The sequence below is a fragment of the Luteimonas sp. A482 genome (assembly GCF_054072655.1).
Window position 1 is genome coordinate 15,670 of sequence record NZ_JBSVRO010000002.1, and the last position, 21,065, is coordinate 36,734.

17 protein-coding genes are annotated in these 21,065 nt (G+C 69.3%); 5 read left to right on the top strand and 12 right to left on the bottom strand.

From position 1 onward, the window contains the following. Window position 1 precedes the first annotated feature (1 nt). The 7 genes from ACW5DW_RS08755 to ACW5DW_RS08785 form a co-directional block, all read right to left on the bottom strand. Window positions 2-1,798 (bottom strand): CocE/NonD family hydrolase, encoded by a 1,797-nt coding sequence (locus ACW5DW_RS08755; RefSeq protein WP_457018453.1) that lies wholly within the window; start codon window positions 1,796-1,798, stop codon window positions 2-4. A gap of 157 nt (window positions 1,799-1,955) precedes the next feature. Further along, window positions 1,956-2,762 carry a hypothetical protein gene (locus tag ACW5DW_RS08760; protein WP_457018454.1) on the bottom strand — a complete coding sequence of 269 codons (807 nt, stop codon included), beginning with the start codon at window positions 2,760-2,762 and terminating at the stop codon, window positions 1,956-1,958. Window positions 2,763-2,772: 10 nt separating this feature from the next. Beyond that, a complete protein-coding gene (locus ACW5DW_RS08765; RefSeq protein WP_457018455.1) occupies window positions 2,773-4,290 on the bottom strand; it encodes a hypothetical protein in 1,518 nt (505 codons plus the stop codon). Window positions 4,291-4,432: 142 nt separating this feature from the next. Continuing rightward, window positions 4,433-5,656, bottom strand: a complete 1,224-nt coding sequence (locus ACW5DW_RS08770; RefSeq protein ID WP_457018456.1) for a CaiB/BaiF CoA transferase family protein — start codon at window positions 5,654-5,656, stop codon at window positions 4,433-4,435. Between the two features lie 62 nt (window positions 5,657-5,718). After that, window positions 5,719-7,011 carry a 2-hydroxyacyl-CoA dehydratase gene (locus ACW5DW_RS08775; RefSeq protein ID WP_457018457.1) on the bottom strand — a complete coding sequence of 431 codons (1,293 nt, stop codon included), beginning with the start codon at window positions 7,009-7,011 and terminating at the stop codon, window positions 5,719-5,721. After that, the gene (locus ACW5DW_RS08780; protein WP_457018458.1) at window positions 7,004-8,173 is read right to left on the bottom strand and encodes a 2-hydroxyacyl-CoA dehydratase; all 1,170 of its coding nucleotides are present in this window, start codon (window positions 8,171-8,173) and stop codon (window positions 7,004-7,006) included. Before ACW5DW_RS08780 ends, ACW5DW_RS08775 begins: the two co-directional genes overlap by 8 nt. Before the next feature lie 323 nt (window positions 8,174-8,496). Next, on the bottom strand, window positions 8,497-9,219 hold the full coding sequence (locus tag ACW5DW_RS08785) for a GntR family transcriptional regulator (protein WP_457018459.1): 723 nt from the start codon (window positions 9,217-9,219) through the stop codon (window positions 8,497-8,499). A 173-nt stretch (window positions 9,220-9,392) separates the two neighbouring features. Here ACW5DW_RS08785 and ACW5DW_RS08790 point away from each other — a divergent pair, with 173 nt between their 5' ends. Beyond that, the gene (locus ACW5DW_RS08790) at window positions 9,393-10,754 is read left to right on the top strand and encodes an MFS transporter (protein WP_457018460.1); all 1,362 of its coding nucleotides are present in this window, start codon (window positions 9,393-9,395) and stop codon (window positions 10,752-10,754) included. A 172-nt stretch (window positions 10,755-10,926) separates the two neighbouring features. Here ACW5DW_RS08790 and ACW5DW_RS08795 read toward each other — a convergent pair whose 3' ends face one another. Then, window positions 10,927-11,838 (bottom strand): helix-turn-helix domain-containing protein, encoded by a 912-nt coding sequence (locus tag ACW5DW_RS08795; RefSeq protein WP_457018461.1) that lies wholly within the window; start codon window positions 11,836-11,838, stop codon window positions 10,927-10,929. Between the two features lie 215 nt (window positions 11,839-12,053). On the opposite strand from ACW5DW_RS08795, the gene pobA reads away from it, so the two are divergent. Next, a complete protein-coding gene (gene pobA, locus ACW5DW_RS08800) occupies window positions 12,054-13,235 on the top strand; it encodes a 4-hydroxybenzoate 3-monooxygenase (protein WP_457018462.1) in 1,182 nt (393 codons plus the stop codon). A gap of 109 nt (window positions 13,236-13,344) precedes the next feature. Here the strand turns inward: pobA and ACW5DW_RS08805 are convergent, their stop codons facing one another. The 4 genes from ACW5DW_RS08805 to ACW5DW_RS08820 all read right to left on the bottom strand — a co-directional run bounded on the left by ACW5DW_RS08805 (window position 13,345) and on the right by ACW5DW_RS08820 (window position 17,269). Further along, window positions 13,345-14,280 (bottom strand): LysR family transcriptional regulator, encoded by a 936-nt coding sequence (locus ACW5DW_RS08805; protein WP_457018463.1) that lies wholly within the window; start codon window positions 14,278-14,280, stop codon window positions 13,345-13,347. Window positions 14,281-14,338: 58 nt separating this feature from the next. Then, window positions 14,339-15,295, bottom strand: coding sequence for a PDR/VanB family oxidoreductase (locus ACW5DW_RS08810; RefSeq protein ID WP_457018464.1), 957 nt, complete (start codon window positions 15,293-15,295; stop codon window positions 14,339-14,341). Further along, complete coding sequence (locus ACW5DW_RS08815) at window positions 15,292-16,332, bottom strand: aromatic ring-hydroxylating dioxygenase subunit alpha (RefSeq protein WP_457018465.1); 1,041 nt, start codon at window positions 16,330-16,332, stop codon at window positions 15,292-15,294. Before ACW5DW_RS08815 ends, ACW5DW_RS08810 begins: the two co-directional genes overlap by 4 nt. Window positions 16,333-16,399: 67 nt before the next feature. After that, complete coding sequence (locus ACW5DW_RS08820) at window positions 16,400-17,269, bottom strand: hypothetical protein (protein ID WP_457018466.1); 870 nt, start codon at window positions 17,267-17,269, stop codon at window positions 16,400-16,402. Window positions 17,270-17,596: 327 nt separating this feature from the next. On the opposite strand from ACW5DW_RS08820, the gene mhpT reads away from it, so the two are divergent. Genes mhpT through ACW5DW_RS08835 form a run of 3 tightly spaced genes read left to right on the top strand, consistent with a single transcriptional unit; the run spans window position 17,597 to window position 21,064 of the window. Then, a complete protein-coding gene (gene mhpT, locus ACW5DW_RS08825; protein WP_457018467.1) occupies window positions 17,597-18,871 on the top strand; it encodes a 3-(3-hydroxy-phenyl)propionate transporter MhpT in 1,275 nt (424 codons plus the stop codon). A gap of 49 nt (window positions 18,872-18,920) precedes the next feature. Further along, a complete protein-coding gene (locus ACW5DW_RS08830; RefSeq protein WP_457018850.1) occupies window positions 18,921-20,039 on the top strand; it encodes a 4-oxalomesaconate tautomerase in 1,119 nt (372 codons plus the stop codon). Continuing rightward, window positions 20,036-21,064 (top strand): amidohydrolase family protein, encoded by a 1,029-nt coding sequence (locus tag ACW5DW_RS08835; protein ID WP_457018468.1) that lies wholly within the window; start codon window positions 20,036-20,038, stop codon window positions 21,062-21,064. Before ACW5DW_RS08830 ends, ACW5DW_RS08835 begins: the two co-directional genes overlap by 4 nt. Window position 21,065: the final 1 nt, after the last annotated feature.

Genomic DNA, 21,065 nt, shown 5'->3' on the forward strand with positions numbered 1-21,065 from the left:
CCTACTCGACGCCGACGACCGGCAGCAGGACGACCGAGGGATGTTGCGCGGTACGCAGTATCCGCACCGTGCCAGGCTCCTGCGGATGGGAGTGGGGCCGGGCAAAGCTCAGGTTCATGCGCATGCGGTGCCCGGCGCGGAACACGTAGGACATCGGCAGCAGCTCGAACACCAGTTCCATCGGTTGGCCGGGCTCGACCTGCAGCACGTCGCCGCTGCGGTGCGATTGGTATGGACGGCTGCCGGTGTCGTATGGCGCCTGTGCAAGGGCGCGGTGCGTGGCGCGCAGCTGCCCGAGCATGTAGTGCGATGCGCTGGCCACGGTCCCGTCCGGGGCGATGTCGTCGAGTCGCGCAAGCACGTCGACGTCTTCGAGTTCGGTGGCCAGCCACAGGCGCATCACCGGGTGCCCGCTCAGCTCGACGTCGCCTTCCAGCTGCGGGCCGAGATAGCTGATGCCGGCGTTGGCCGGATGCACCTGTGTGGTGACCGAGTTGGTGCTCGGCCGCGGCCCGGTCAGCACGACATCTTCGCCGGGCGTTCCGAAGTCCGGCTGCAGGCTGCCGCTGCCGACGTGGAAGGCGGTATTCACGCTGCCGGCCGGTGGCCAGCTGCGGGACTGGCGCCAGCCATCGCCGGGGGCGTGATAGGTGTAGTAGGTGAAGCCGGGCTCGTCCATCACCCCGTTGTCGATGCCCTTGAGCCAGTGGTCGAAGAACCGCAGTTCCTCGACGACGATGTCGAAGCCCGATGCCTGCTTCACATCATCCCAGCGGCAGTGGGCACCGAAGGTGGCGATGGCCTTGACGTTGGGGACGTTGTTGAACAGGTCGAAGCCGCCGCGTCGGGCGCCGGCCTCTTCCCAGGCGTTGCTGACGTAGATGCCGATGCCTGATGCGCGCAGGGCGTCCAGGTAGGACACCGGGCTGCCCTGCAGCCACCATTGCACGCCCAGGGTGGGCGATACGCTGTCGCGGAACGGCACGTCGCCAACCGAGAGGATGTTGTGGCGGTGCTCGCTCAGGGCCTGAGCCAGCAGCGCGTCGCCGTTGGCGCCGTCCACCGGCGCCGGATTCACGTCCAGGTCGGGCGTCTGCCCCGGCTGCGGCAACTGCACCGGGTCGACGATTCCGCCCAGCGGCATCGAGTCGAACTCGATGCTGAGCGGCATGATGGCCTTGAGCGAAGGCGGCCGGGTGGTCGCGGCCTGCAGTTGGCTCGTGCCGGTGGCCGAACAGCCCCACATGCCGATGCGGCCAGTGCTCCATGGCTGGCGCGCGAGCCATTCGGTGACGTCGTAGGCGTCCCAGCGCGCATGCTCAAGCCACTGCCCGCGGGTGCGTGCGTGATTCTGGCCGAACGAGGCGTTGACGCCGCGGTAGTCGACCACCGCGACGTTGTAGCCGTAGGGCAGCAGCTGCGCGGCGTAGCCGGTGTAATGGTCGATGGTCGGCCCCCGGCGGTAGTTGCGGCGGTTGTACGGCGTGTGCATCCAGATCACGGGCAGGGGCTCGGCACTCGCGCGGCCGTCGCGGGTGGGACGGAACAGGTCCACCGCCAAGCGGGTTCCATCACGCACCTGGATATGGAACGAGCTGCGCTCGGAGCCGTCAAACACCGGCTCGGAATAGCCCTGGTAGCGACCAGGCGCGGACACCCGTCGCGGCGTTGCGTCATCGGCCTGCGTCGGCGTGGCCGTCGGCGTTGCGGCCAGCGCGGGACCGCCCTGGCCCGCAAAGGCGGTCGCGGCCAGGCCAGCGGCCACGACAAGCAGCCAGGAGGGGTGGGGGGCAGTCATGCGTGCAAGCTCCTTGATGGGGACCGGACCGGACCGGACCGGCCGGATACGGCGCCGGTGCAGCCCTGGATGGAATGGCGTCGGTACGCGCGGGGTATGCGCGTCCGCGCGACAACGCAGCGGCGGCGCAGCTGTCCGGGCCGGGTACGCCGCCCGCCTATGGGCTGGCGGGTGATACCTGGATGACCGCCCGACGATCGGTCGGCCGGTCGCCCACCACGGGCGCGGACGGGAGGACCTCGATGAGTTGTGCGGGAACACCGAGCCCGTGCAGGGTTTGGACCAGGTAGCGCGCGCGCCGCTGGGCGATGTCGGCACGTTCGAACAGGTCGCTGCCGTCGCTCAGGCGCACCCGCGCGCGGTGCCCGGTGATGCGCACGCGCGCAGCATCGCCCAACGCCAGCGCATGGCGTGCGGCGGCCTGGATCGGGCGCACGCCGGTGTGGGACGGATTGCCGATGAAGGCTTCCTCCACGTCGAAGGTGAACTGGACCTGGTAATCGCGTTCGACGAATGGCTGCGGCAGATCCTCGATCGGAGGACGCCGACGCAGGCGCGTGTTGTCGCGGTGGGTCGGTGCCGGGCCTCGCTCGACGGTCGGAGGATCGGGGTGGTCGTCGGCGGGCAGGATGGTGTTGCAGCGATCATCCACCTCGGGCAGCACCGAGGCGGTGACGTCCTCCAGCACGCGTCCGCCGCAGATGCGCGGCGCATCGGTCAGGCGACCTTCCACCAGTGCGCGGTGGCGCAGCTGGGGGGCGATGAAGGGCGAGGAGGAGCCGCCCTGCGGGCCGAGGTAGTACAGCTCGCCCTGGTACTCGGCCAGCCAGCATGGATGCGCGGTGTCGCGCACGATGGGGCAGGCGACGAAGGCCAGGTGCTCTCCGGGCCCCGGCTGCGCGGCCGGGGCCGCACCGGCAAGCAGCAGTGCGGCAAGTGCAATCGAGGGGAGCGTGCGCGTCATGGCCGGGACCTCACAGGGTGCGCAGGAAGTTGGCCATGTCCTCGACATCGGCTTCGCTCAGGCCGATCTCGAAGCGCCGGTCATAAAAGCGCACCACGTCCTCGACGGTGCGCGCCGAGCCGTTGGAAAAGTACGGCGCGCGTGCGGCCAGTCCTCGCATCTGCTGGATGTTGATCGAACCGATGTCCACGCAGCGACCGGTCACCAGGGCGCGCCCGGGGTCGCTGGTCAGCACGCTGCGACCCAGGTAGGGGTGCGGATTGGCGTCGGCGCGGCAGGTCAGGCGGAACAGCGGCAGATCGTCGTTGGGATCGGCCCAGGGCTGGTTGGCCACGCCGATGTCCATCCAGCCCGGCGCCAGGTCCATCCCGGTCATGGTGTGGTTGTGGCAGGTCGTGCAGGTGCGCTTGACCGGATTGCCCAAGCCGATGCTGTTGAGATAGGTCACGTCCCGGATCCAGAACGGGCGCAGCATGAAGAGTTCGTGTCCGCGCGCCACGGAGGCGCGATGCGCGTCGTCGCCCCACTGCTCCAGCGGACCGAACACCGGGCGGTCGAGGTTGTCGCCCAGCACGCCGACCTGGGCGTCGGCCATGGCGCGGGCGCCGAAAATGGGCGAGCTGCCACCGGCGGTGAGGTCGCCGGCGACATGGTCCTCAGCCTGCGCGACATGGACCCGGGCCAGGAAGTCCAGGATCTGTTCCAGGGCCTCCCCGGCGGGCGCGTGCGGGCTCTGGTGGTGGGTCAGCGATGCGTCGATGGCCTGCAGCTTCACCGTCGGATGCCGCGCGTCCGCCATCAGGTTCATGGTGACCGGGAGGCCGGTGTCCGGGTCGGTGTCCATGGCATGGCCGTTCTTGAGGTTGATCGGCGAACCCGGGCGGGTGATGTAGCGCAAGTTGGCCGCCACCCGCGGGCGGCGGAACACCGAAACGGTCGGTGTCGGCGAATGCAGGCCGTAGATGGGGTCCAGGTTGCAGCCGGCGGGATCGTGCACCACCTCGATGTCGAACTCGGGCTCGATCTGGCGACCGTCGCGCGCGCGCGGTGGCCACGGCATGGGGGTGCGGAACAGACCGCGCTCCAGCAGCAGGCTGTGCGACGCGCGCTGGCCCGGACTGGCCGAAGGGCAGTTGGCGCCGTCGAATACGGCGAACAGGGGATCGGTACCGCGGGTGGCTTCCCAGCGCGCACGCGCACTGTCCGCCGACAGGCTCATCGCGTCGGTGGGCTGATGGCAGGTCACACAGGCACGGCCGTTACCGGGACCGGGGACGAAGAACGGATGCTGGCCAGCGTCGATACCGCCGCCCTGCAGATACATCTCGTGGGCGCCGGCCGGGTTGGTCCAGCGGGTGTCCTCGGCCAGGTGCCAGGCTTGGCCCGGTGCGCGCCACTGCGCCACGTCCGTCGGCGCATCGGATGCCTGCGGCGGCGCCGCACATCCGCCGTGCACGAGGCACAGGGCCAGCAGCCCGATCACGGTCAGGCCGGGGCGATGACTTCCGTTCCGCGCTTGGTGCGACATCGGTTCCGTGCTCCGGTGAGCCAGGTGCCAACCGGGTCCGCCGTCGCGGGCCGGTAGCCGGTTCATGCGATGAGGAATGTTGCTATGGATACTTGCATACATCAATCCGACCGGCAAGTGACTGCCCGGTCAATATAGATGCTCAGACCGCGCCTTCCTCCTTGAGCAGCTCCAACTCCTGCGCGGAGAGCCCCAGGCGCCCGCAGTACAGGGCCTCGTTGTCGGCGCCGATGCCACGCCCGGTCCAGCGCACTTCGCCGGGAGTGCGGCTCAGTCGGGGAGCGGCGGCCTGGATCCTGATGTTGCGCCCCAGATCCTCCGCGATCGCTTCGGTCATCAGGCCGCGGGCCTGCATATGCGGATCCTCGACCACATCCTTGATGTTGTAGATCGGCGCGACCGGAACCCCGTGTTCGTTGAAGATGCGCACGGCGTCGCGGCTGTCGTGGCGAGCGATCCATTCGCCGACAAGGGCGTCGATCTCGTTGATCTGTCCGGTCCGGCTGGCGTGCGAGGCATAGCGCGGATCGGTGGTCATGTCCTCGCGACCGATTGCACGGAACGCGCGGAACGCGATCTCGTCGGTGGCGCAGGAGATCGAGACCCAGGTTCCGTCCGCGGCCAGGTACACGTTGCGCGGCACGGCGGCCGGGGAGCGTCCGCCCAGCGGCTGGGGGATGTGTCCGAGTTCATGGTAGGCCGTGCCCCAGGGCCCGAGCATGCCGAAGATGGACTCCATCAGGGTCACGTCCAGCACCTGGCCGCGGCGTTCCGGATCCCGGTCGCGCTGGTAGAGGGCCATCAGCACCGAGAACGCCCCCATCTGCCCGGCAGCGGCGTCGGCCAGCGGCACGCCGGGAAGGATGGGCTTGCCGCCCGGTTCGCCGTTGGAATAGGCGAGGCCGCTCAGCGCTTCTGCCTGGGAACCGAATGCCGGGAGGTCGCGATACGGACCGTCCTGACCCCAGCCGGAGACGCGCAGCACCACCAGGCCCGGGTTGGTGGTGTGCAGTTCCTTCGGGCACAGGCCGACCTTCTCAAGCTTGCCAGGCCGCATGTTGTCGACCAGCACGTCGGCCTGGTCGACCAGGCGCCGGACCAGCGCCTGACCGCGTGGATCCTTGAGGTTGGCGGTGACGGCGTGCTTGTTGCGGCCCAGGTGGCGCCACCACACCGAGGTGCCCTCCACGTTGTAGCCGGCGCGGCGGGAGGCGTCTCCGTGCGGAGGCTCGACCTTGATGACGGTGGCGCCGAAATCGGCGAGCAGCATCGCGGCATAGGGCGCGGCGAGCATTTGCGAGATGTCGATGACGATCACGCCTGCCAGCGGGCCCTGGGCGAAGGGGTCGACGAGGGAGTGGGTCATGGATCGATCCTGGTCATGTGGGCCGTCGCGCAGAGCAGCGCCGGCGGTGGGAAGGGGATGACTCATCGGGCCTTGGGCGCCACGCGGCGCTCGAGGAAATCCAGCATCTGCGCGTCGATGCTGCGGTCGTCCCAGCTCGCGGGATCCACCATGTCCGCCCACAGCATCAGCGTCGGAATGCCTGCGCTTTCGAGTGCGTGGGCGATGAACAGCGAGCCGGTGGAAGAGGGGCGCGAGTTGGTCGGCACCAGCACCACGGCGCCGTGAATGCGGTTGCGGCGCGCCTCCTCCGCGTACCAGGCGCCGGCCCAGGGCGGGTCGTGCAGCCATTCGCGGATCGCGACATAGCGCGAGGCCAGCGCCCGGACCGGATCCTCCAGCCCGTAGCGCAGGTAGGCATCGGCGCCGAAGGCCGGGTACTCGGCCCAGGTGAAGACCGCGCCGTGCGATTGTTCCCAGCGCTGGTAGAAGCCGCCCTTGTGCCAGAGGCCGGCACCCACCCACATCAGGCGCAGCCGCTCGTCCGGGCAGGCGGCAATGCCACGCTGCACCCGATCGGCCACTTCATCGCGGAAGGCGCGGGCATGATCCACCGCCCATGCGGTGCCGCGATGCCACTGCGCCAGCATCGATGTGCCCTGCGCTTCCATGATCCGGATCGGGCTTTGCGGCGCGGTGGCCACCAGGGTGCGGATCTGGTCGTAGTACTCCTGCTGCGCGTTGGTCAGCTCCAGCACGCTGCGCAGGCGGCCGGTGTCGAACGCGCGGCCCGTGGCTTCCTCGCCCAGCGCGATCATGTCGTGCAACTGGGCGGTCATGTGGTCGAGCCGGTGGGTCTGGTGGAAGGACTCCCAGTTGGCGCGGCAGTCGCTCCACCAGCGCAGCTGGAAGTCGCTGGCGCCGGTGGAATCGAACAGGAACAGGGGCGCGTCGAAGGCCTTGGCCCACAGCGAGAACACCCGCTGCATGCAGTCGCAGGCCAGGCGCGTGACCAGCATCGCCGGGCGCGGCAGGCCGCCCCATGGCGCACGGTCGCCGGCGTCGACCAGGGTGGACGCCAGGCCGGTGGAACAGTAGCGGCACAGCTTGCCCTCGTAGCCCAGCGCCTTGAGGCCGTCGAAGTAGAAGTCGGCCATGCCGCGCGAGGCGACGACCGCCGACCACCACTGGTTGGGCACCACCGGCACGTCCATCGACTGGAACACGTCGGCGGGCGTATCGACGTTGGCGATCACGTAGGGCGCGCCGTCCTCGAACACGTCCTGCCTGAGCTGCGCGAACCACTGCTTCTGGTGCGCGGCCGCCGCGCGGCTGGCGTCGAGCTGCTTGTCGATCGGCTTGGCTGGCTCAGTCATGGCCTAATCCCTGGACGAATACTGCGATCTGGCTGCTGCCCTTGTCGGTGATCCGCTCCGCGTCGCCCCTGAGCACAGTGGCCGGCACGCCCAGTTCACGGGCCACGGCCAGGTCGCCCGGGACGTCCCAGCCGGCCAGGTCATCGAAGTCGGGCGCATAGACGATCACGCCGTCGATGTCGCCGGTGGCCAGGCGCTGTGTGTACCACTGGCGGCGCAGGCTGTCGGGATGTACCCGCGCGCTGGGTTCGTCGCGGAAGTACTTGTCGAAGATGGCAAGCAGCGCATCGCCGTCCTGGTCGATCGGATGGCCGGTGCTGCGCGAACCCCAGGGATCATCCTCGGCCACGACCACGCCGCCGGCCGCTTCCACCGCCGCGTGCAGCCCCGTGTGATTGAGCGGGAAGCCCCGGACCAGCAGGCGCGGGCCAGGGCATTCCCGGCCGCCGTCGGCGAGCGCGTCGAGCAGGCGCGCGCTGTAGTGGTCGGGCAGCATGAAACGACCCGCGCCCAGCAGCATCAGCGCATCGGTGCCCGACTCGAGCGCCGGGGAATTCCCGCGCCGCGCCAGCAGCGCGCCGCGGGCGACGTGGCGACGGTTGGATTCGACAATGGCTTGCCCCAGGTCGTCGTCGGTGATCGGGCGTCCGGCGCACTGCGCCAGTCGCGCCAGCAGTTCGCGCGTGCGCTCGATGCCGTAGCTGCGACTGCGCTGGGTGCGGGTGTGCAGGAGGTCGTACAGGTGCAGCGGCGGCACCTGCGCGCCGTGGCCGATGCGCTGCACTTCGGTTAGGTACAGGAACAGTTTGAAGTACTGGTCGGAGGTGCGCGGGATCACGCACAGGGCCAGCGGCCCGAAGCGCCCGGTCAGCAGCCCGTCGAACACCGCGCGCACTTCCGGCTCGAAGAACGGCTCCATCCAGCGGTCACCTTCGGGCGTGGGACCCGCGCGCCCGGTCAGCGTGAGCGGGAAGCCGCCGGCGGCGCGAATCAGTTCGACCGGCACCGTATTGCCCAGCACGCCCACCACCGGCAGCCCGCTGGAGTGAGCCTGCGCAGCCGCGACGTCCAGGCGCGAGTAGAGGTCGCGCAGCTGGCTGCGCGCTGTGCTGGCGTCAGGTGCTGGGCCTGGAGCGGCCACATCGGGGAATTGGGCAGGCATGGAAGTCCTTGGCGAAAACCAGTGGACGCGGCCCGTCGTCACGACTCACCGGGCAAGTGAATACTTGCATACAATGAGTCATGGATGCAATTCCCCGGCCACCCGCCCATGCCGGTGGCGCCAGCGGTCCTTGCGGCGCGCCATTGGTCCGGCCGCGGGGCGGCAGCGATGCCGTCGCCAGGCGGCGACCGGTCAACAGGTTGGAGACCCGTGCACCGCGATGCGAACCGGACGGCGTGCAGCGTGCTGCGAGCAAGCGTGCAGGCCGCGCGCGATGTGCGGCCGGATGGGTCCGGCGGCCGCGTGCCGCCGGGATGTGGCCGTTACTTCCTGGCTTTTGTCTTCGTACGGGCGCTGGCTTTCGCGGGGGCGACGAGGACCGCGTCGCTTTCGTGATGGACATGCGCCAGCGCGTGGGTTGCGGCGGCGTCGGCATCGCCGTCCTCGATCGCCTTCCAGATCCGGCGATGGTCGGCCAGGGTCGAAGGCGCATGGGCAGGGTCCGGCCCCTCGCCCCGGTTGGACGAAATCGAATATTCCAGCAGTTCGCCCAGCAGGTCCGCCAGCCGGGTATTGCCGCTGGATTCCTGCAGGATTGCGTGGAACTTGATGAACTCGTCGCGCAGTTCCTGCCAGCGCTCGCGTTCGAGCAGGAATTCGCACAACTCGATGTTGTCGCGCAACTGGCGCCGGAATGCCGGATCCGGGTTGAGCGCGGCGCGCCGGGCGACGATGGCTTCCAGCGGCGCGCGAATCTCGTAGATCTCCTGGAAATCCTGCGGCCCCAGCCCGCGCACGATGATGCCCCGGCGGTCGGAGATCGACACCAGCCCGCCGGACTGCAGCAGGCGGAAGGCCTCGCGCAGCGGCGTGCGGCTGATGTCCAGCGCGCTCGCCAGCTCCACTTCGGTGATCCGGTCGCCGCCGATGAGATCGCGCGTCAGGATTGCGGCGCGCAGCGCGCGATAGACGCGCTCACGCAACGGGCCTTCCGTTTCACGATCGAAATGCGCGCGAACCAGGGCCAGGCGAGCGTTGGCTGCCAACATGCGTCCCCTCGAGGTTGTCTCTGTATGCAGGAAGTCCCCGCCGGGCCGGCGGCCACGGCAGCCGCCCATTCTACTGATGTCGCACAGGGTGTATACCCGCACACACTTGCGCATGCTTGCGGGCGAATGCATTCTTGTGCTCAAGTATACAATTCAGCGTGAGCACAACGATGAGTGGCTCCACTGCCCCTAGCGCGACGTCCGATGCAGGCGCCCCGCGCATCCCGTTCGCCGCCTGGTATGCGGTCGCGATCTGCATGCTGATTTCGTCGATCGCCGTGCTGGACCGCCAGATCCTGTCGCTGCTGGTGGATCCTATCAAAAGCGATCTGGCCATCACCGACATCCAATTCAGCCTCCTGACGGGGCTGGCCTTCTCCTTCTTCTATGCCATTGCCGGGTTGCCCATCGGCGCCCGGGTGGACCGCGGATCGCGCGTGGTGATCCTCGCCAGCGGGCTGCTGGTGTGGAGCCTTGCCACCACCGTCAGCAGCCTGTCGCGCAGCTTTGCGTTCCTGTTCGTGTGCCGCTCGGTGGTCGGTGCCGGCGAGGCGGCGCTGCAGCCGGCCACCAAGTCGCTGATCACCGACCTGTTCTACGGCCGCCATCTGGGCAAGGCCATCGCGATGGTCGCGCTGGGTTCGTCCATCGGCAGTGCGGCTGCCCTGCTGATCGGTGGCGCGTTGCTGGCGCAGGTGGGGTCTGCGCAGTACGTCGACGTGCCTGTGCTGGGCCAGCTGCGCCCCTGGCAATTCGTGCTGGCATGCGTGGGCCTACCGGGCATCGTGCTCGCGCCGCTGTGCCTGCTCACCCTCAAAGAACCGGTGCGACAGCGCGTGCTGGTCACCAGCGAAGGCAAGGACGCAGAGTCGTCCTACCGCCAGCTGTGGCATTTCTGCCGCGAATACCGGCGCGCCACGCTGTGCGTGATCCTGGGCTATGCGATCTACTCGATGGCCTTCCAGAGCGTCCTGGCCTGGGGGCCCACGTTCCTGATCCGCCAGCACGGGATGAGTCCTTCCGACGTGGGCGCATGGCTGGGCAAGGCGACGCTGGTGACCAATGTGCTGATGACGCTGGCCAGCGGCTGGTTCGTGGACTTCGCCGTGCGTCGTGGCATGGTCGATGGCGCGCTGCGATGGTCGCTGGGTGCGGCCTGTCTGGGCGTGCTGCCCACCCTGGCGCTGCCCTGGGTGGCCGATGCCGGCGTCGCCTCGATCTTGCTGGTGCTCACGACGGTTGGCACCAGTGGCTATGTCATCGGCGCGATCCCGCTGATGCAGCTGATGCCCAGCCAACTGCGCGGCAAGGCCATGGTCAGCTTTCTGCTGCTCAACAACATCGTGTCGGGCATCTGCGGTCCGTTCATGGTCGCCTTCTTCACCGACCGGGTGTTCCAGGATCCTGCCAAGGTGGGCTATTCGCTGGCGATCGTGGCCGGCGCCTCGTTGCTGATCACCATCGCCCTGATGATCTGGGGCCGCGGCGCCTATCGCGCCGCGATCCACGCCGTCAGCCGGCAGACGCGCTGAGCCGCCGTCGACCGGGCCGGATCGGGCAGGGTTGAGATCCCCCCCCTGAGCGCGTCGCGGGAGTGGCGCGCGAATGTGCAGTGCGCGCCGAGCGTGGCAACCGCTTGCGCCGATGCCGCGCGGAGCGCGCTGCGTATGCCGACGGATCATGGCCCGGCGTGGAGGCCAGGGTTCAGGACGGTGCCGACGTCCGGGCACCGCTCCGGTGCCGGTAGTCGCGTGGGGAACATCCCATGGCACGGCTGAAGAAGCGGCTGAAATAGGCCGGATCGCTGAAGCCAAGTTCGTCGGCGATCACCTGCACCGGCTTGTCGGTATAGGCCAGGTGGCGGCTGGCCTCCAGCACCAGCCGCTGGTGCAGCAGCGACTGTGCGCTGTCACCGGCCAGGTCGCGGCAGGTGCGATTGAGGCTGGCGGTGCTGGTGCCCAGGTGCCGGGCGAAGTACGCAAGCGGCAGGTGCTTGCGGTAGTGCTGTTCCACCAGTGCGCGGAAGCGGTCCAGCTGCCGCTCGCGTACCGGTCGCGGGCCGGACGGCAGGCGCGCATCGCTGGACTGGTGGCGCAGCATGCGCACCAGGATCTGCAGACACAGGGCATGCATCATCGGCTCGCGGGCCGGGGCCTCATGCAGGTATTCGCGGTGCAGCTGCGCGAATGCAGTGGCCAATGTCGCGTCCGTTTCGCCCGCGACCATGCGCATGGGATGTCGCAGCCGGTCGCCTGCACCCAGTTCGTCGCCCAGGCGCGCCAGCAGCGGTGCGGCGAGCGTGACCACGTGACCCTGCACGTCGTCGCTGAAGACGAAGCCGTGCACGCACAGCGGCGGCACGTACTGCAGCACCGGACCCTGCGCCCTGTGCTGTTGCCCGTCCAGCTGGATGCGTACCTGTCCGCCCGTCAGCCACAGCAACTGCGCCAGTCCCGAATGCCGGTGCGGCGCGATGACCCAGCCGTGCACGCGGCTGCGCGCAGCAATGGTTTCGCAATGCAGCAGGTCCGGCAGCGGCCATGGCGCGCTATCGCCATACAGCGGGAACAGCGGGATCGACGTGCCGTCGCAGGTGCGGGGGCTGGCATCGGCCACTCGGGTCCTCCGTGGTTGGCCCGGGAAAGACGTTATGTAGTATAACTACAATCGTGGCGGCGTTCCGGCCCGCCACGCCCGCCCCGTGCTCCAGGATGTCCGGCCTTGCTGCGCGGAAAGTCCCTGCAAATGTGCGCCTGCGTGCATTCCGCATCGTCGCGCGCCCGCCAAGAATCGGTCAGGGCGCGACGTGCGCCGGATCCGTTGGAGTTCAGATGAAGACCCAGGTCGTGGTGATCGGCGCCGGCCCCTCGGGGCTGCTGCTGTCGCAGCTGTTGGCGCATTCGGGGGTCGAGGTGGTGGTGCTGGAGCGGAAGACCCCCGACTACGTGCTGGGGCGCATCCGCGCCGGCGTGCTGGAGCAGGGCACCGTCGACCTGCTGCGCCTGGCCGGCGCCGGTGAGCGCATGGATCGCGAAGGCATCCCGCACGAGGGCTTTCACATCGGCGTGGACGGCGAGCTGCACCACATCGACCTCAAGGGCCTCACCGGCAGGCAGGTCATGGTCTACGGCCAGACCGAACTCACCCGCGACCTGATGGAGTTGCGCCAGGCACAGGGCGGGGTGATCCACTACGGCGTCGCGGACGTGGCGCTGCACGACATCGATGGCGCCCGCCCGGCGGTGAGCTTCACCCATGAAGGCCGCCAGCAGCGCATCGAGTGCGATTACATCACCGGCTGCGACGGCTTCCACGGCATCAGCCGTCGCAGCATCCCGGCCGGGGTCATCACGGAACACGAACGCGTGTATCCGTTCGGCTGGCTGGGCCTGCTGGCCGATACGCCGCCGGTCGACGAGGAGCTGATCTACGCACGCCATGCGCGCGGGTTTTCGCTGTCGAGCATGCGCAGCCGCAGCCGCAGCCGCTACTACCTGCAGGTGCCGCTCACCGAAAAGGTCGAGGACTGGTCGGACCAACGCTTCTGGGACGAGCTTCGCCGCCGCCTGCCGCCGGCGCACGCCGCGCGCCTGGTCACCGGCGCCTCGCTGGAGAAAAGCATCGCTCCGCTGCGCAGTTTCGTGGTCGAGCCGATGCAGTACGGCCGCATGCTGCTGGTGGGCGATGCGGCGCACATCGTGCCGCCCACCGGCGCCAAGGGCCTGAACCTGGCCGCCTCGGACGTGTTCGCGGCCTGGAAGGTGCTCGAACGCGCGCTGTGCGCCGGAGACCCGGCGGTCATCGCGCGCTACTCGCCGCTGTGCCTGGACCGGATCTGGAAGTCGCAGCGGTTCTCGTGGTGGATGACCAGCCTGCTGCACGACTTCCCCGACACGCCGACATTCGACGGCCGCATCCGCGAGGCCGAACTGTCCTACCTGCTGGGCAGCGAGGCGGGCCGCAGGACCATCGCCGAGAACTACGTGGGCCTGCCGTTTCCCGAGCTGGACTAGGCAGGCGCGGGACAATTGCAGTGGTGGCTGCGTCCGGTACGGGGGCGCGGATGTGGCGTGCCTTCGCTGTTCGCCACTGAAGCCCTTCCAGGGCGAATCTTCAGCGGCGTCACAGCCAGAAGGTCGGCGCACCGTCGCGATCGTCGCGCGCCGGATCCAGCGCCGCCGGCAGGCCCGAGCGCAACAGCGTGATCATCGATTGCTGCGCCTGGGTGGTCGGCCGCTGCGCGCTGGTGGCAAGCAGGATGCGCGCGCTCAGCGTCGGCGAGACGATGGGGCGGGCCAGGAAGCGCCCGGGCTCGGCGGCGGTACGTACCGCGTTGGCGCTGAGCAACGCATGGCCCACGCCGTCGGCCACCAGCCCGAGGATGGCATCGACGCCGTCGACCTCGATCGCGATGGTCGGCGCCAGCCCGTGCCGGGCGAGTGCGCTCTCGACCAGCATGCGCAGGGTGTTGGGCCGGCGTGGAATCACCAGCGGCCGCCTGGCCACCTCGCTCAGCGCAATCGGGTCGGGTTGCGCACCGGCGCTGGCGCGCGACACCAGCAGCAGCGCTTCCTCGTACACCGGCTCGCTGGCGATGCCAGGCCAGGACACCGGTTCGTAGACCAGGGCCACGTCCAGAGAGCCGCTGCCGAGCGCTTCGAGGGTGGCGGAGCTGAGGCCCTCGCTGATCGATAGCGTGACCCCCGGCAGGTGGCGCGCGGCTGCGCGTACCAGCGGCACCGTCAGCACCTTGGACAGCGTCGGCGGCATGCCCAGCGCGACCCGCCCGCGGGTGCCTTCGCCCAGCCGCGCCAGTTCGTCGCGCAGGTTGTCGACCTGGTGCAGCAGGCCGCGGCCGCGCTCCAGCAGCAGGCGCCCGGCCTCGGTGGGCGTCACCCCGCGGCCGGTGCGCAACAGCAGCGGTTGGCCGAGTTCGACCTCCAGCAGCCGCACCTGGCGGCTGAGCGCTGGCTGCGCCACGTCCAGCACCAGCGAGGCACGGGTGAAGCTGCCCAGCTCGGCTACTTGGACGAAATACGTGATCTGGCGCAGATCCATCCGCTTTCTCCTTGCACAGGCGGCGACAGAGGCATTGCCGCATTGCTCGTGGCGCTGGTCAACCGTCCAGATCCAGGACCAGCCGCGGCGACAGCGCGCGCGAACAGCAGGGGGTGAACAGCGCGTTGGAGGCGCGTTCGTCCGGGGTGAGATAGCTGTCGCGGTGATCGGGAATACCGCCGCGCAACGGTGTGACGCAGGTGCCACAGATGCCCTGCTCGCACGACAGCGGCACGAACACGCCATGCGCCTCCAGGCACTGCGCCACGGTCTGCCCGGCGGCCACCTGCAGCACGCGACCGCCGTTGAGTTCAACCTCGAACGGCAGGTCCGCAGCGTCGGCGCCCGCAGTCGGGGAAAACGACTCGGAGTGGAGCCGGTCCTCGCCCAGGCCCGCGGCGGCACTGGCGCGGCGCGCGGCCTCGATGAAGCCGGTCGGCCCGCAGACGTAGACGTGGGTGTCCGGCGGCGCCCGCCCGACGATATCGTCCAGGCAGTGGCCGGGCCCGCCATCGCCATCGATGTGGATCTGCACCCGCGAGGCCCATGGGCCGTCGCGCAGCCGGTCCCGGAACGGCAGCCGGGCGGCGCTGCGCGCGCAGGCGTGGAGGCTGAAGTGCCGGCCATCGCGGTGCAGTGCGGCGGCCATGCCCAGCAGTGGGGTGATGCCGATTCCGCCGGCAAGCAGCAGATGGTGGCTCGCGGCGGCAGCCAGCGGAAACGAATTGCGCGGTACGCCGATGCGCAACACGTCGCCTTCGCGCAGCTCGTGCGCCGCGCGTGAGCCGCCGCGCGATTGCGCATCCAGCAGCACGCCCAGTTCGTACCAGGGTTCGCCCGCAAGGTTGCACAGCGAGTACTGGCGCACCAGGCCCGGGCCCAGGTGAAGGTCCACGTGCGCACCGGGCTCGAACGCCGGCAGCGCCTCGCCGCCCGTCGCGGCCAGGCGCAGCGAGACCACGTCCTCGGCCTCGGGCGCGCGGCCCAGCACGCGCGCCTGCAGGGTCGCGGTCACGACACGGTACCGGGGCCCTCGGCGGCGATCATGCGCTCGATCATGCGCCGGGCCTGTACGCCGCCTGCGTCGATGTTGAGCTTGAGCAACTCCCGTCCCGGGTGCGCGAGCAGGTTGCGCTGCTGCGACTGCAGCATCTCCATGTCCTCGGCGAAGATGTGTCCCTGGCCCTCGCGGATGCTGGCGGTGAGCGCGTCGTCGTGCACCTGGAAGCGACGCGCCATGCCCCAGAAATACCAGTGGCTGGTCTCCGTCTCCGGAGTGAGGAAGTCGACAACGACGCTGGCGGCCTTGACCGCATCCGGCGCGGCATGGCCGCCGTGGCCGGCCAGCGCCACGCCGACCTCGATCATGATGTGGCTGGGCGGGGTGAAGCGGCAGATCTGCCAGCGGTCCACCAAGTGGTCGTCCGGCAGCCCGTTGCCGCGCAGCGCCATGCGCCAGAAGGGTGGCGCGGTGATGTTCTCCATGAAGCGGCTGGTCACCACTTCCGGGCCAACCATGCGGGTGGACACCGGGGCCTCGTCGATCTCCTTCTGGCCGATGCTGGTGGCGTGGACGTAGGTCTCGTGGGTGAGGTCCATGAGGTTGTCGACCATCAGCCGGTAGTCGGCCTGCACGTGGTACAGGCCGCCGCCGTACGCCCACTCCGGGCTCTCGGCCCATTCGAAGTGGGGCAGTGCGTCGACGCTGGCGTGCGCCGGGTCGCCCGGCCACACCCAGACGAAGCCGTAGCGTTCGATCACCGGATAGCTGCGGATGCGCGGGAAGCCACCTACGCGCTGGCCGGGCATCGACACGGTGCAGCCGTCGCGGCCCATCACCAGACCGTGGTAGCCACACACCAGATGGCCCTCGCACACCGAACCCAGCGACAGCGCCGCGCCGCGATGCGGGCAGAAGTCCTCCACCGCCGCCGCCTGGCCCTGGCCGTCGCGATACAGGCACATGGCCAGCCCGCAGATGCGGCGGCCCAGTGGCTTGTCTTCGATCTCGTCCGGGGTGCAGGCCACGTACCACGCATTCAGGGCGAACATGCAACTGCTCCTGGACAGGTGCGGCGGCGGGCATGTTCAAGGCGCCCGCCGGACAGGCCGCTCCGGATCAATGGTTCTTCCACACCACCTCCTTGCCGGTGACCGGGTTGGGGAAGTTGAACGGCAGGCTGACCGAGCGGACCATCACCTGGTTCTTGGCGAAGTAGCAGCCGAACTCGTCGATCGGGATGGTCCGGTCGGGCCCGCGCCAGTTTTCCGGGTACAGCGTGGTGGTCTGCGCCGAGGCATCCTCGTCCAGCCGCTCCTGGCCTTTCCACCAGTCCTGCGGCATGTCAGCCGGCGCGCCTAATACGCCGGCCACGGGCAGGTTGGCCATGCCGGTGGCGATGGCGCCTTCGGCGACGATGCACACTTGGAAAAAACTCATCTTCCACACGCCCTCGTGCCTGCGGTAGCCGGTGCGGTACCACACCGAGTGCTCGGCGCCTTCGCGGCTGAGGCTGTTGAAGTTGTTGCGTGGACGGTGCGAGAAGAAGCGGTCGGACGAGGTGCGGAAATACGCGCTGGCGTGCTCAAGGTCGTCGGAGACGGTGATCACCGGTTGCGCCATCTTGTGGTCGATGAACGCCCCGTAGATGGGCCAGTCCACATAGCCGGTATAGGTGCCCCAGTAGCCGACCCAGAGCCGATGCGCGCCATCCAGGCCGTTCCAGGCGCCGTACTTGTAGAGGAACGTCCCGTCCGGATGCGCAAGCCCGGCCTGTGCCGACTTCAGCAGGTGGTCCTGCTGGAAGCCGTAGATATGGTGGAAGCGCACGATCTCGTCGGCCGCGCCCACCTTGCCGATGCGGGTCAGCGCCTCGTCGTAGTCCATGGCGCCGGCCGCGGCGGCCGGCAGCAGGCACGCAAGCAGCGCGATTGCGGCGGCGCGGCGCGCGCGGCGGGGCCGCGCCCGCTGCAGGGGGTTGTTGTCCATCGACGTCTCCCACGTTGCGGTCGCCGCAGGGGCGCGGCGTGGCCCGCAGCGGCGCGAAGCGCGGGCTGGCGGGCGTTAATGACCATTCGGTCATATAGTGACCAATGAGTCAAGTTCGGTGCATCGCGATGCGCGGCCGCGTGATCAAGGCGGCCGGGGCGTGGTGGTGGACGCATGGCGCAAAGCCGGTTGGCGCGCGGCGCCGCAGGTGGAAGATGGGGCTGCGCCGGAAGAAAGAAGTTATTGACAATAACTATCTGCTGTGGCTTTCTCGACCGCTGGCGCCACGTTGCGGTGGCTGATGACGGCAGGCAACTGGGGACTGGAATGACGCAGGGTGGTCGCGGGGCGACGCACAGGACGGCATGGTTGACGTTGGCGCTGTGCTGCGCGGTGTCCGTGTTCGAAGGTTTCGATCTGCAGGCCGCAGGCGTGGTCGCGCCGCGGCTGGCGGGCGTGTTCGAGCTGGGGCCGGAGCAGTTGGGATGGTTCTTCAGCGCCGCCACGTTCGGCCTGATGATCGGCGCGGCCATCGGCGGGCGCCTGTCCGACCGCCTGGGTCGCAAGAACGTGCTGGTGGCTTCGGTGCTGGTGTTCGGCACGATGTCGGCGGTCACCGCCTTCAGCTGGGACGCCAACAGCCTGCTGGTCACGCGTTTCCTCACTGGCGTGGGCCTCGGTGGCGCATTGCCCACGCTGCTGGCGCTGGTGACCGAGAACGCGCCGCCGAACCGGCGCAACTTCGTGGTAGGCGCCCTGTACGCGGGGCTGCCCACCGGCGGCGCGCTGGCGGCGCTGACCAACACCTTCGGCGTGGAGCCGGAAAGCTGGAAGAACGTGTTCCTGGTTGGCGGCCTGGCACCGATCCTGCTGGTCGTGCCGCTGATGCTGTTCCTGCCCGATTCGCGCGAGCAAAGTCGCCTGGAGACACGCGTGCGCGTCGGCGTCGGCCGCGCGCTGTTCGGCGAGGGCCGTGGCGTGTCCACGGTGGCGCTGTGGGCGGCGTTCTTCCTCGCCCTGCTGGCCATGTACCTCCTGCTCAACTGGCTGCCCTCGCTGCTGGTGGGACGCGGGCTGAGCGTCAAGGACGCTTCCTGGGTGCAGATGCTGTTCAACATCGGCGGTGCGGTGGCCAGCATCGCCACCGGCCGGGTGATGGACGGGCGCTGGCGCAACGTCGGCGTGCCGGTCGCCTTCCTGGCGACCATCGCCGCGCTGGTGGGCATGGCGGTGTCACCGGCCGCGCCGCTGGTGGCGATGCTGTGCGGCTTCGCGATCGGTGCCACCGTTTCCTCCACCCAGACCATCCTCTACTCGCTGGCGCCGAACATGTACCCCACCGCGGTGCGTGGCACCGGGGTCGGCGCGGCCGTGTCGGTCGGGCGCCTGGGTTCGGCCGCCGGCCCGCTGTTGGCGGCGATGCTGATCGGCGGTGGCGGCAGCGCCAACCAGGTGCTGCTGGCACTGGTGCCGGTGCTGTTGGTGGCCGGCGCATTGACCTGGTGGATCACCCGGCGCACGTGGCGGGCCCCTGCGGCCCCTGCGGCCCCACGTCCCGGGCATGAGGGCAAGTCGGCCATGCCCGAATTCGATAACAGCTAGTGCGCAGGCGGGGTGGTCGGGACCGCCCCCGATCAAAACAATGTCCATCATGCAGTGCGCCATCCCCAGCCTGATCATGCGCGGCGGTACTTCGCGCGGACCCTTCTTCCTGGAATCGGACCTCCCGGCAGACACGGGCGTGCGCGACCGGGTGTTGCTCGCCGCGCTGGGATCGCCGCACCAGCGCCAGATCGACGGCCTCGGAGGCGGCCATCCGCTGACCAGCAAGATCGGCATCGTGCGCGCCGGCACTGCGCCCGGGATCGACGTGGAGTTCCTGTTCGCACAGTTGCAGCCGGATGCGGACACCGTCGATACACGCCCCAACTGCGGCAACATGCTGGCGGCAGTGGTCCCGTTCGCGCTCGAAACCGGGCTGTGCGCGGCGCAGGGCGACACCACCACCCTGCGCGTGCTCACCCGCAACACCGGCATGGTCTGCGAAATCACCGTGTGCACGCCCGGCGGGCGGGTCAGCTACGAGGGCGATACCCGCATCGACGGCGTCCCGGGCACCGGCGCGCCGGTGCGCATCGACTTCCTGGACGTGGCCGGTTCGGTCTGTCCCTCGCTGCTGCCCACCGGCAACGTGCGCGATCGCATCCAGGTCGAAGGCCCGGGGGTGGAGCCGTTCGAGGTGGAGTACACCGGCATCGACAACGGCATGCCGCTGGTCATCGTGCGCGCTGCGGACTTCGGCATCGACGGGCATGAAACACCGCAGCAGCTCAACGCCGACGTTGCGCTGAAGGCGCGTCTTGAGGCGCTGCGCCTGGCGGTGTCCCCAGGCCTGGGCCTGGGCGACGTGAGCGCGCGCAACTACCCGAAGATGACCCTGGTGTCCGCGCCCACCGCCGGCGGTTCGATCAGCACGCGCAGCTTCATCCCGCACGTGTGCCATGACGCGGTCGGCGTACTCGCGGCCGTCACCGTGGCCACCGCGGCGGTGCTGGAAGGCTCGATCGCCCACGAGGTGGCGCGGGTCGGCGAAGGCCGCCTGCGCCAGGTGGAGGTGGAACACCCCAGCGGCCGGTTCGCGGTCGAACTCGGCCTGGACGCCGAGCGTGGCGGCAACGTGGTGCGCGCGGGCCTGCTGCGCACCGCGCGGCTGATCATGCGCGGCGAACTCATGATCCCGGCTTCAGCATGGAGTGAACACACGCAATGATCATCGACTGTCACGGTCACTACACCACCGCGCCGCCGGCGCTGGAAGCCTGGCGCAAGCGCCAGGTGGCGGCCATCGGCAACCCGTCCGCGATGCCGCGCGCCTCGGAACTGCAGATCTCCGATGACGAGATCCGCGAGAGCATCGAGACCAACCAGCTGCGGCTGATGCGCGAACGCGGCGCGGACCTGACCATCTTCTCGCCGCGCGCCAGCTTCATGGCGCACCACATCGGCGATTTCCAGGTGTCCTCGGCCTGGGCGACGCTGTGCAACGACATGTGCCACCGCGTCAGCCAGCTGTTCCCGCGGCACTTCATCCCCGCGGCGATGCTGCCGCAGAGCCCCGGCGTGGATCCGGCCACCTGCATCCCCGAGCTGGTGCGCAGCGTGGAGCAACTGGGCGCGGTGGCGGTGAACCTCAACCCGGATCCGTCCGGCGGCTACTGGACGGCCCCGCCGTTGACCGACCGCTCCTGGTATCCGATCTACGAGAAGCTGGTCGAGTACGACATCCCGGCCATGGTGCACGTGAGCACCAGCTGCAACGCCTGTTTCCACACCACCGGCGCCCATTACATCAATGCCGACACCACCGCGGTGATGCAGCTGATCCAGGGCGACCTGTTCCGCGACTTCCCGCAGCTGCGCATGATCGTCCCGCACGGCGGCGGCGCGGCGCCGTACCACTGGGGCCGCTACCGCGGGCTGGCGCAGGAGCTGGGCAAGCCGCTGCTGGCCCAGCACCTGCTGCGCAACGTGTACTTCGACACCTGTGTCTACCACCAGCCGGGCATCGATCTGCTGGCGCAGGTCATTCCCGTCGACAACATCCTGTTCGCCAGCGAAATGATCGGCGCGGTGCGCGGCATCGACCCGGAGACCGGGCACTACTACGACGACACCCTTCGCTACATCGAGGCCAGCCCCGGCCTGACCGCGCAGGACCGGCAGAAGATCTACGAGGGCAACGCGCGGCGGGTGTTCCCGCGCCTGGATGCGGCGCTCAAGAAGCAGGGCAGGTAAG